This window comes from Kitasatospora indigofera (assembly GCF_014655955.1).
Taxonomy (GTDB): Bacteria; Actinomycetota; Actinomycetes; order Streptomycetales; family Streptomycetaceae; genus Kitasatospora; species Kitasatospora indigofera.
The window spans coordinates 255,461-267,408 of the sequence record NZ_BNBO01000003.1 but is presented as its reverse complement, the minus strand read 5'-3'; the positions used below and the strand labels follow the sequence as shown (position 1 = coordinate 267,408).

General features: G+C 75.4%; 5 protein-coding genes. 4 read left to right on the top strand and 1 reads right to left on the bottom strand.

The genetic code is table 11. The features are described 5' to 3' along the window. Positions 1-63: 63 nt before the first annotated feature. On the bottom strand, positions 64-2,901 hold the full coding sequence (locus tag IE329_RS04885; RefSeq protein WP_229927170.1) for a lysylphosphatidylglycerol synthase transmembrane domain-containing protein: 2,838 nt from the start codon (positions 2,899-2,901) through the stop codon (positions 64-66). Between the two features lie 143 nt (positions 2,902-3,044). On the opposite strand from IE329_RS04885, the gene IE329_RS04880 reads away from it, so the two are divergent. The 4 genes from IE329_RS04880 (at position 3,045) to IE329_RS04865 (ending at position 11,936) form a co-directional block, all read left to right on the top strand. Then, a complete protein-coding gene (locus IE329_RS04880; protein WP_373311073.1) occupies positions 3,045-3,416 on the top strand; it encodes an MGMT family protein in 372 nt (123 codons plus the stop codon). 280 nt (positions 3,417-3,696) lie between these two features. After that, positions 3,697-7,251 (top strand): ATP-dependent helicase, encoded by a 3,555-nt coding sequence (locus IE329_RS04875; protein ID WP_268257252.1) that lies wholly within the window; start codon positions 3,697-3,699, stop codon positions 7,249-7,251. A gap of 75 nt (positions 7,252-7,326) precedes the next feature. Beyond that, entirely contained in the window at positions 7,327-10,560 is a 3,234-nt protein-coding gene (locus tag IE329_RS04870; protein ID WP_229927168.1) for an ATP-dependent DNA helicase, read from the top strand. Between the two features lie 191 nt (positions 10,561-10,751). Beyond that, positions 10,752-11,936, top strand: a complete 1,185-nt coding sequence (locus tag IE329_RS04865; protein WP_190209523.1) for a PP2C family protein-serine/threonine phosphatase — start codon at positions 10,752-10,754, stop codon at positions 11,934-11,936. Positions 11,937-11,948: the final 12 nt, after the last annotated feature.

The window sequence follows — 11,948 nt, the reverse complement described above, 5'->3', positions numbered from 1 at the left end:
CTGAACCCCAGGAGGCCGGCGGCCCTTCCGCGTCGTCTCGTTGCCGGGCCCGGCCGGCGATGCCTAGAGCGAGCCCTTGCGCTGCAGCACGTTGTAGGCGATCCAGCCCGGCAGCACCGGCAGCCAGAAGGTCAGCGCCCGGTAGAGGAAGACGGCCGGCGTGGCCACCGCCGGCGGCACCCCGGCCACCGTCAGCGCACCGATCAGCGCGAACTCCACCGGGCCGATGCCGCCCGGGGTGGGAATGGCGGACCCGGCCGCGTTGGCGGTCAGGAAGACCACCGCCACCGCGGAGAAGCTGATGTTTCCGCCGAATGCCTGCACCGAGGCGTCCAGGCAGGCGGTGAAGCTCATGGTGAGCAGCAGGATGCCGCCGAAGCCGGTGAGCAGCTTGGTCGGGGTCTGCATCAGGTCGAGCATCCGCGGGACGACCCCGAAGAAGAGCGAGCGGACCCTCGTCACCACGAAGCGCCGCAGCGGGCCGACGGCGGCCACCACCAGGGCCAGCACGGCGGCCGCCAGCACCCCGATGATCACCGCGCGGGAGGCGCTCAGGTCGCCGTTGGTCTGGCTGCCGGTGATCAGGCCGAAGCTGAACAGCAGCAGCAGGTGGCCGGCCAGGCCGGCCAGCTGGGAGGCGCCGACGCTCGCCACCGCCTGGCCCGGCCGGATGCCGGACTTCTGCAGGTAGCGGGTGTTCAGCGCGATGCCGCCGATCGCGGCGGGCGCCACCAGCTTCACGAAGGACCCGGCGACCTGGGCCGCGACCGTCCGCCGGAACGGCAGCCGCTCGGGCACGAAGCCGGTCAGGCTCATCGAGGCGGCGATGTAGCTGAACGCGGCGGCGGCCAGGGCCAGCGCCGCCCAGGCCCAGTTCATCTGGGAGAGCTTGAGCTGCGCGGGCTTGATGGTGGTCAGCGCCAGGTAGGCGGCGAAGGTGAGCGCGATGACCATGATCAGGGTCTTCGGCTTCAGCCGCTCCAGCTTGGCCGGCTCCATCGGCGCCTCGGGGGCGATCTGCAGGATCTGCCCGCGGATCCGGCTGAGCAGGTCCTCGCCGGCCACCGCGATGTCCTCCTCGGCCTGCTGCTGGGTCCGCTCGCCGGCGGCGACCTGCTCCAGGGCGCGGGCCTGGGCGGCGGCCTTGCGCTCCTTGCTCAGGCGCTTGAGGTCGACCCGGGTGGAGCGGCTCATGCCGACCGGCTGGAGCAGCGGCAGCGCGGCCGCCACCCGCTCCGGCCCGAGCACGTGGTTGGCGACGCTCACCGCCCGCTCCGGGCCGATCCGCAGGGCGAAGGTGGTGACCAGCTGGGCGACGTCGATGCGCAGGGTCAGGTCGCTCGCCGCGATGTCGCCGCCGGAGAGGTTGACCAGGCAGGCCGTCTTGTCGTCGACCACCAGCAGGGACTCGCCGGTGAGCCGGCGGTGGGCGATCCGGCGCTCGTGCAGGGCGGCGACCGACTCCCACAGGGAGGCCATCACCTGGTCGGTGATCTCCTCGTCCGCCAGGTCGTCCAGCGGCCGGCCCTCGACGTTCTCGTAGACCAGGATGGCGGCGTCCGGGCCCAGCTCGGAGGTGGCCACCAGCTGCGGCGCCTGGGCGCCCGAGGCCGCCGCCGCGTACGCGATCAGCGCCTCCTGCTCCAGGGCCTGGCGCAGCGACTGCGGGCTGCGCCGGACGGCCACCGAACGCAGCCGCAGCCGACGCCAGGCGCGGTAGAAGAAGCCCGAGGCCTGCTGCTCCCGGTCGACGATGTGCACGTCCAGCGGGGGACCGCTCTGCTGGGTCACGTAGTAGCGCCGGGTGCCGCCGGGGGCGTCCGGCGCGCGGTGCGCGCTGGCCGGGGTGAAGCCGACCTTGCGCAGGCCGATCATCAGGTGCTGGCCGGTCGGCCGGATGTTCGGCGAGCCGATCGCGTAGAGCGTGCCGTACGCGACGGACCAGCCGATCAGGACGGTCAGCAGCAGCGAGAGCGGGGTGGTGTAGCCGCTGATCAGCTCGGTGGCGCCGCTGAGGAAGACCACCACCCACAGGGCCACCCGCCAGCGGGGGCGGCTGGACATGCCGACGGCCGTCATGTAGGCGATGACCGGTGCGAGGTAGCCGTGCACCGGGTCGGTGAGGGTGCCCGGGCTGTCGGTCGGCAGCCGGGTCAGCGCGTCCCGGATGGTCTCCGAGGCGCCCTCGGCCACCCACCAGTCGATGCCGAGCGACACCCCGTACGCGAGGACGGAGGCGAGCACGCCGTCGGCGACCCGCAGGCCGTCGCGTTTGATCAGGCGCTCGACCGCGAAGGCCAGCGGCACGGCCAGCACCGCGATGCTGGAGACCAGCCCCGCGATGGTGGACAGGACCGGCGAGATCCGCTCGGCGTTGGAGCTGATGTCGATCTCGATGCCGCTGGTGGTCGAGGTCGCGACGCTGGCCAGGACGAACAGCGCGACGATCCCGAACACGCCGGCCAGGAACCGGATCAGGTCGGAGGGGCGGTGGGCGCGGGCGGCCAGCAGCGGCTCGTCGACGTCCAGGTGCGGCGCCTCGTCGAGCGGGTCGGGCAGCGGGCCCTGGGCGCCGGGCCGTGGCCCGGCCTGCGGCTCCTCCGGCCGCTGCGGCTCATGCTCCTGCGGGAGTTCGGGCTCGGGGAGCGGCTGGGTGGGCTCCGCCTCCAGGTCGGGCAGCTCGATCGTGGGCGGCGGGAGGTCGGCCGGGCCCGGCCCGGGCGCCGCCGGCGGGGGCACCGCGCCGCCGGCGGTTCTCGGCGGCCGGGGGGTCTTGAACCGACCGTCCTTGATCAGGGACACTTCCGGCGTGGCGGCCGACCCGTCGCCGTGGCCTGCGGACATGTCGGTGGCGGACTCGTCGGAGTCCTCGTCCACACCCACGTCTGCCGTCCCCGTCATCTGGTCTTGTCCTCGTATCACGACTCACCGCCCCGAAGATGGTGGCATGCCGTGGCGTCCGGCGCTGGACAGGGGCCGGATCGGGCGCGGCGAATCGCCCTCACGAGGCCCGCGAATCGCCCGGATGGGGAAGAATGCCGCAGATGACGGACAGCGGGACGGACGACGGTGAGGGCGCGCTGCCCCCGTTCGCGGAGTCGGTGCTCGATCTTACCGAGCGGATCCCGCCGGGCCGGGTGATGACCTACGGGGACGTCGCCGAGTACCTGGGCGAGGGCGGTCCCCGGCAGGTCGGCCGGGTGATGGCGCTCTACGGCGGCGCGGTGCCGTGGTGGCGGGTGATCCGCGCGGACGGCGCCCTGCTGCCCGGCCACGAGCAGCGCGCGCTGGCCCGCTACCGGGAGGAGGGGACCCCGCTGCGCAGCACCGCCGGGCGGGGGCCGGCCCGGGGTTCGCGGGCGGCCGAGGACCTGCCCAGGGTCGATCTGAAGCTGGCCCGCTGGGACGGGCGGTAGGACGACGGCGACGAGGGCCACGACGGAGAGTCTTCGCCCGGTCGCGCCCCGGCATTCCTGTGACCAGGCGCACCCGGCGGGCCGTGCGCCCCCACCTTCGGTGAACCGGGTGCGTGGTCGGGAATGACGGGGCAGGATCGTAGGCTCGATACGGGCGGGCCCTCTGCGGGCCCGTCCCGCCGTTGCCCGCAGGCGGGCCGGGCCGGCCCCCGACGGCCGACCGCGACATGCCCGCGGGCCAGCCCCGGCCCGATCCGCAGCCCGATCCACCAGGACGTTCGTGACCTCCCCCTACCGTTTGGTGCGCAGCCCGCTCACGCAGCCCGCCCCGCCCGTGCTGGACCCGTACCAGCAGGCGGTGGTCGAGCATGCCGGCGGCCCGCTGCTGGTGCTCGCGGGCCCCGGGACGGGCAAGACCACCACCCTGGTCGAGGCGGTCGCCCGGCGGATCGAGCAGGGCACCGACCCCGAGCGCATCCTGGTGCTGACCTTCAGCCGCAAGGCCGCCATGGAGCTCCGCGACCGGATGTCCGCCCGGATCGGCACCGCCGTGGCCGCGCCGCAGGCGACCGTGCCCGCGGCCCGGCAGGCGCCCGAGGCAGCCGCGCCGGCCGTCCCCGCGCCCGGGCCCGCGCCCGTGCTCCGGTCGCCGCAGGCGACCACGTTCCACTCCTTCTGCTACGCCCTCCTCCGCTCCCACCAGGACCCGGAGGCCTACGCCGAGCCGCTGCGTCTGCTCTCCGGCCCCGAGCAGGACGTCATGGTCCGCGAGCTGCTGGCGGGCGGCGCCGAGGACGCCCGGCTCGGCGCCGGCCGGATCAGCTGGCCGCTCGACCTGCGGGCCTGCCTGACCACCCGCGGCTTCGCCGACGAGGTGCGCGCGGTGCTCGCCCGCAGCCGTGAGCTCGGTCTCGGCGAGGCCGAGCTGGAGCGCTTCGCCGACGGGGTGCAGCGCCCCGACTGGGCCGCCGCCGCCCACTTCCTCGCCGACTACCTGGACGTCCTGGACCTGCGCGGCGTGCTCGACTACGCCGAGCTGGTGCACCGGGCGGTCCTGCTCGCCGAGCGCCCCGAGGTGGGGGACGAGCTGCGCCGGCGCTACGACGTGGTGTTCGTCGACGAGTACCAGGACACCGACCCGTCCCAGGTGCGGCTGCTGCGCCAGCTGGCCGGCGGCGGGCGCGACCTGGTCGCGGTCGGCGACCCGGACCAGTCGATCTACGCCTTCCGCGGCGCCGACATCAACGGCATCCTCGACTTCCCGCAGGCCTTCCCCAAGGCCGACGGCAGCCCGGCCGACGTCCTGGTGCTGCGGGTCTCCCGGCGCTCCGGCGCGGTGCTGCTGGCCGCCTCCCGCGAGCTGGCCCGCCGGATGCCGATGGGCCGGCTGCCCGCCGACAAGCTCGCCCAGCACCGGGCCCTGCTGCCCTCCCGCGAGGGCGGCCGGGTCGAGGTGTACACCTACGCCACTCCCGGCACCGAGCTGGACAGCGTCGCCGACCTGCTGCGCCGCGCGCACCTGGAGGAGGGCGTGCCGTGGGGCGAGATGGCGGTGCTGGTCCGGGCCGGCGGCCGCTCGATCCCGGGGGTCCGGCGTGCCCTGAGCGCGGCCGGCGTACCGCTGGAGATCGACGGCGACGACCTGCCGCTGCGCGAGGAGCCGGCCGTGACGCCGCTGCTGCTCGCCCTGCGGGTCTGCGCGGAACAGGCGGCGCTGGACCGGCCCGGCCGCCGGTTCGCCGACACCGTCCGGGCCGCGGGCGAGGACGGGGACGAGGACGACTCCGAGCCCGAGGACGAGCCGGCGGACGACCCGGCGGACGGCCCGGAGGAGGAGCGGACGGACGGGCCGGCGCCCGGCCCCGGCGCCCGGGGCCCGCTCACCGCCGACCTCGCCCGCACCCTGCTCACCGGCCCGCTCGGCGGCATGGACGGCTCCGACCTGCGCCGGCTCGGCCGGGCCCTGCGCGAGGAGGAACGGCAGGCGCTGCGCGAGGCCGGGCAGGCCACGGCCGGCGGCCCGGCGGCCGCCACCGTCCGCCCCGCCGAGGAGCTGATCCGCGAGGCGCTGGCCGAGCCCGAGCGGCTGGTCGCGATGGACCCGTCGTACGCCCGCCGGGCCCGCGACCTCGGCATGCTGCTGCGCAAGGTCCGCGAGCTGCTGGCCGGCGGCGGCACCGCCGAGGAGGCGCTCTGGGCCCTCTGGGACGGCAGCCGCCGCTGGCGCGAACGGTTGGAGCGCGCCGCCCTGCGCGGCGGCGCCGGCGGCCGCAACGCCGACCGCGACCTGGACGCCCTCTGCGCCCTGTTCGAGACCGCCGCCCGCGCCGAGGAACAGGTCACCGGCCACCGAAGTGCCCTCGACCTGCTCGCCGAGCTGGAGGCGCAGGACATCGCCGCGGACACCCTCACCGTCCGCGCGGTGCGGCCCGACGCCGTCCGGCTGATGACCGCGCACCGCTCCAAGGGCCTGGAGTGGCGGGTGGTCGTGGTGGCCGGCGTCCAGGACGGCCTCTGGCCCGACCTGCGCCGCCGCGGCTCGCTGCTGGAGGCCGACCGGATCGGCCGCGACGGCCTGGCCGAGCCGCTCTCCCCGGCCGCCCTGCTCGGCGAGGAGCGCCGGCTCTTCTACGTGGCCGCGACCCGGGCCAAGGAGCGGCTGATCGTCACCGCCGTCAAGGCGCCCGCCGAGGACGGCGACGAGCCCTCCCGGTTCCTGCGCGAGCTGTACCGCGAGGAGCTCGACCCGAGGACCGGCCGGGTGCTGCGCCGCACCCCGCAGGTGGTGGTGGAGGACGTCACCCACCGCCCGCGCCGTCCGCTCTCGGTGCCCGCGCTGGTCGCCGAACTGCGCGCGGTGACCGTCGACCCGCACCGCTCCCCGGAGCTGCGCCGGGCCGCCGCCGAGCGGCTCGCCCGGCTGGCCGCGGCGGCCGACGAGGACGGCCTGCCGCTGGTGCCGGTGGCGCACCCCGACCGCTGGTGGGGTCTGGACGACGCCACCGCCGCCCCCGACCCGCTGCGCCGGCCCGACGTACCGGTGCGGCTGTCCGGCAGCGGCCTGGAGCAGCTGGAGAACTGCTCCCTGCAGTGGTTCCTGGACAAGGAGGTCAAGGCGCGCACCACCAGCTCGGCCGCCCAGGGCTTCGGCAACGTGGTGCACGCGCTCACCGACGAGGTCGGCTCCGGCCGTACCCCCGCCGACCTCGCCGTGCTGATGGAGCGGCTGGACACGGTCTGGGACGCACTCGCCTTCGACGCCCCCTGGAAGTCCCACCAGGAGAAGCACGAGGCCCGGGCCGCGCTGGAGCGCTTCCTGAACTGGCACGTCCTGGAGCGCGGCCGCAGCACCGTCGCCACCGAGCACGGCTTCGACGTCACCCTGGACGTGGGCGGGGTCTCGGTGCAGATCCGCGGCTCGATGGACCGGGTCGAGAAGGACGACGCCGGGCGCGCGTACGTGGTCGACTTCAAGACCGGCAAGCAGATCCCCACCGAGAAGTCGCTGCCCGAGCACAAGCAGCTCGCCGTCTACCAGCTGGCGGTGCGGGCGGGCGCGCTCAACGAGCTGCCCGGCTTCGAGGAGGGCGTGCCGATGCCCGGCGGGGCCGAGCTGGTGCACCTGCGGGCGGCCGACAAGGCGCTGCCGGACGGTCCCAAGGTCCAGCAGCAGGCACCTCCGGACGGTGAACCGTGGATCGAGAACCTGCTGGCCGACGCCGCCGGCCGGGTCCTCGCCGAACGCTTCGTGCCCGCCACCGGCACCGGCTGCGACCGCTGCTCGTTCCGCCGCAGCTGCTCGGCCCAGCGGGACGGCGCGCAACTGATCGAGTGACCGGGCGGGCGGGCCGCCGGCCGGGCCGCCCGGCGGGCGGCAGCCGCTGTCCGCGGCGCCGGTTAGCGTGGGGGGGTGAATGCCGTGCTCGACCACCCCGACCAGCTCAAGGAGCTGCTCGGCATCCCCTTCAACCCGGAGCAGATGCGGGCCCTCGGCGCGCCTTTGGAGCCGGCCGTGATCGTGGCCGGCGCGGGCTCCGGCAAGACGACGGTGATGGCGGCCCGGGTGGTTTGGCTGGTCGGTTCGGGCGCCGTCCGGCCGGAGGAGGTGCTCGGCCTCACCTTCACCAACAAGGCGGCCGGCGAGCTGTCCGAGCGGGTCCGGACGGCCCTGTACAGCGCCCGCATCCTGGAGCCGGACGCGGCCGGCGGCCCCGGCGAGGAGCCGCTGGGACTGCCCGAGATCTCCACGTACCACGCGTTCGCCGGGCGGCTGCTCAAGGAGCACGGGCTGCGGATCGGAATCGAGCCGGAGGTCCGGCTGCTGGCCGACGCCACCCGGTTCCAGCTGGCGGCCAAGGTGCTGCGCTCCGAACGCGGCCCGTTCCCCGCGCTGACCGGCACCTTCTCCGCGCTGGTCGCCGACCTGATCGCGCTCGACGGCGAGCTGGCCGAGCACCTCACCGAGCCGGCCGAGCTGCGCGCCTGGGACGCCGCGCTGCTCGACACCCTGGCCGGGGTGAGGCTGACCAACGACGACCTGCGGGCCGTCCCGGTGGCCGCGCGGGCCCGGCAGGAGCTGCTGCGGCTGGTCGAGGAGTACCGGCGCCGCAAGCGGGCCGCCGGCCTGATGGACTTCGGCGACCAGATAGCCGCCGCCGCCCGGCTGGCCCAGGAACGGCCCGAGGTGGGGGCGGTGCTGCGCGGGCAGTACAAGGTGGTCCTGCTCGACGAGTACCAGGACACCTCGGTGGCCCAGCGGCTGATGCTCGCCGGGCTCTTCGGGCGCGGGCCGGCGGGCGCGCCCGGCGGGGGCGGCCACCCGGTCACCGCGGTCGGCGACCCCTGCCAGGCGATCTACGGCTGGCGCGGCGCCTCGGTGGCGAACCTGGACGACTTCCCCGTGCACTTCCCCCGGCGGGACGGCACCCCGGCCGCCCGCTACTCGCTCAGCGAGAACCGCCGCAGCGGCGGCCGGCTGCTGGCCTTCGCCAACGAGCTGGCCGAGCCGCTCCGGGCGATGCACGAGGGCGTGGAGGCGCTGCGCCCGGCGCCCGGTGCCGAGCAGGACGGATTCGTCCGGGCGGCGCTGCTGCCCACCCACGCCGAGGAGATCGACTGGCTGGCCGACTCGGTCGCCCACCTGGTGCGCACCGGCACCGCGCCCGGCCGGATCGCGGTGCTCTGCCGGGGCGGGGCGGCCTTCCCCGACATCCACGCGGCGCTGGTGGCGCGGGAGGTCCCGGTGGAGGTGGTGGGCCTCGGCGGGCTGCTGCAACTGCCGGAGGTCGCCGACCTGGTGGCGGTCTGCGAGGTGCTGCAGGACCCGACGGCCAACGCCGCGCTGGTACGGCTGCTGATCGGCCCGCGCTGGCGGATCGGCCCGCGTGACCTCGCACTGCTCGGGCGCCGCGCGGCCGACCTGGTCCGCACCGCCCGCCCGGCGGGGGTGGACGCGCTGGCGGCGGCCGTCGCCGACACCGACCCGACCGAGGTGGTCTCGCTGGCCGACGCGCTGGAGACCTTCCTGGACGCCGAGCAGCCCGACGAGCTGGCCTTCTCGCCCGAGGCGAGGGTCCGCTTCGCCCGCCTCGCCCGGGAGGTCCGCGAGCTGCGCCGGTCGCTGGCCGACCCGCTGATGGACGTCCTGCACCGGGTGCTGACCGTCACCGGGCTGGAGGTCGAGCTGGCCGCGTCGCCGCTGGCCCTGGCCGCCCGGCGGCGCGAGACGCTGCACGCCTTCCTGGACGTCGCGGCGGGCTTCGCCGACCTGGACGGGGACCCGGGGCTGCCGGCCTTCCTGGGGTTCCTGCGCGCCGCCCAGGAGTACGAGCGCGGCCTGGACAGCAGCCTGCCCGGCGGCGAGGACACCGTGAAGGTGCTCACCGCCCACAAGTCCAAGGGGCTGGAGTGGGACGTGGTCGCGGTGCCCGGGCTGGTCAAGGGCAGCTTCCCGTCCTCGACCGCGCGCGAGCGCTGGACCAGCACCAAGCGGGTGCTGCCGCACGCGCTGCGCGGGGACGCCGCCACCCTGCCCGACGTCCGCGGCGACTGGACCGGCCGGACCATGACGGCCTTCAAGAACGCCATGTCGGCGCACGCCGCGACCGAGGAACTGCGCCTGGGCTACGTGGCGTTCACCCGGCCACGGAGCCTGCTGCTGGCCTCCGGGCACTGGTGGGGGCCGAGCCAGAAGCGGCGCCGCGGCCCGTCCGAGTTCCTGCTGGACATCCGCCGGCACTGCGAGCGGCCGGGCAACGGCGAGATCGAGCACTGGGCCGAGGAGCCGGCGAAGGACGCCGAGAACCCGGCGCTGGCCGCCTCGGTGGAGCGTCCCTGGCCGCTGCCGCTCGACCCGGACGCCCAGCACGCCCGGCGCCGGGTGGCCGACGTGGTGCGCCGGCGGCTCGCCGGGCAGCCGGCCCCCGGGCCCGAGCGGATGGCCCCCGAGGACCAGCGCCGGACCGAGTCCTGGGACCGCGACCTGGACGCCCTGCTCGGCGAGTTGGAGCGGTCCCGGCGCAGCGTCCGCGACGTGCCGCTGCCGGCGGCCCTGTCCGCCACCCAGCTGATGCGGCTGGCCGCCGACCCGGACGGCTTCGCCCGGGACCTCGCCCGCCCGATGCCGCGGCCGCCGCAGCCGGCCGCCCGCCGCGGGACGCGCTTCCACGCCTGGGTGCAGGCCAGGATCGAGCCGCTGCTGCTGGTCGAGCCGGACGCGCTGCCGGGCACGGACGACGACGGCATCGAGGACGAACGCGACCTGGAGCTGCTCAAGGCGGCCTTCCTGCGCACCCCGTACGCCCACCGGACCCCGCACCGGGTCGAGGCGCCGTTCCAGCTGGTGCTGGCGGGCCGGGTGGTGCGCGGCCGGATCGACGCGGTGTACCGCACGGATGACAGTGAGTCAGGAGCGGCGGGAGCGTCACGCTACGAAGTGGTGGACTGGAAGACCAACCGGGAGGAGACCGCCGACCCGCTCCAGCTGGCGGTCTACCGGGTGGCCTGGGCCGAACAGGCAGGGGTTCCGCCGGAGCAGGTCACGGCTTCGTTCCTGTACGTCCGCAGCGGCCGGATCGAACAACCGGCAGGACTTCCTGGTCGAAAAGAGTTGGAACGGCTCCTGATCGGGAACAGTGAAGAATGAGTCACAGAGAGCTTCCAAGTCGTCACGCGATCACGCGAAACCTGTGCTCCATGCGCGTTTCGCGCCTATTGTGGGGTCGGTAACCGGTCACCTCGTACTCCGGCCGCCAGCAAGGCCCCTTCCTCCTGACCCTCAGTCATCACCGCAGGCAACCCTCGGGGCGCCCGCACCTTCTGCTGGAGAGACCGAAGTTGAGCGCGACCGGATGGATCAGAGAGCGCCTCGCGGGGCCGGCCCCGGGGGCCGCTCCGGGCGGTACCGGCACCTGGCCGAGGACGGCCCTCGCGCTGCCGTTCATCGGCATGGCGCTGGTGGTCGTCCTGAACTACTTCACCGACACCGGGGTGACGGTCGAACCGGCCCTCACCGCAGTCCCCGCGCTGGCCGCCGTGGTCAGCCGCCGTACCTGGTACCCGCTGCTGATCGGGCTCTGCACCGAGGCGGCGGCCTTCCTGATGGCCCTCTCCAGCGACTCGCTCGGCGAGTCCGTGCACAGCGCCACCGTCTTCGCCATCGTCCTGGTCGCCGCCATCGGCTGGGTCAGCGCCACCCTGCGGCTGCGTCAGGAGAAGGCGCTGGCCGACGCCCAGCTGGTGGCCGAGGTGGCCCGCCGGGTGCTGCTGCGGCCGGTCCCGGACCGGGTCGGCAGCGTCCGGGCGGCCGTCCACTACGCGGCCGCCGCCGCCCAGGCCCGGATCGGCGGTGACCTCTACGAGCTGGTCAACACCCGGCACGGCGTCCGGGCGGTGGTCGGCGACGTCCGCGGCAAGGGCCTGAACGCGGTCGAGACCGCCGCCGCCGTGCTCGGCGCCTTCCGCGAGGCCGCGCACCAGGAGCCCGCGCTGGACAAGGTGGCCGGCTGGCTGGCCGTCAGCCTCGACCGGGCCCTGCACGAGAACGACCACACCGGGGTGGAGGAGGAGTTCGTCACGCTGGTGCTGATCGGGGTCGGGCCGGACGGCACCGCGGAGATCGCCAACTGCGGCCACCCGTCGCCGCTGCTGCTGCGGGAGGGCGAGGGCGTGCGGGTGCTCGGGCTGGACGAGACCGTCCCGCCGCTCGGTGTGCTCGACCCGGCGGACGTCCGCCCGCCGGTGCAGCGGGTCCGGCTGAGCCCCGGCGACCGGGTGCTGCTCTTCACCGACGGCGTGGTCGAGGCCCGGGACCGCGCAGGCGCCTTCTACCCGCTCGCCGAGCGCCTCCCGGCGCACGCCCTGGGCCACCCGGCCGAGGTGCTGCACCGGGTGCACGAGGACGTGGTCCGCCATGTCGGCCGGCAGCTCGGCGACGACGCCGCCATGCTGCTGCTCCAGTACGACCCGCTCACCCCCGCCGCGGTGCTCCCGCACCAGAACGGCCAGCTGACGCACCGCTAGGGGCCGCCCGGG

What these genes read in the sequence shown, in the direction of transcription:
- IE329_RS04885 (WP_229927170.1), bottom strand. Translation starts at nt 2,901, where the DNA reads ATGACGGGGACGGCAGACGTGGGTGTGGACGAGGACTCCGACGAGTCC.
- IE329_RS04880 (WP_373311073.1), top strand. Translation starts at nt 3,045, where the DNA reads ATGACGGACAGCGGGACGGACGACGGTGAGGGCGCGCTGCCCCCGTTC.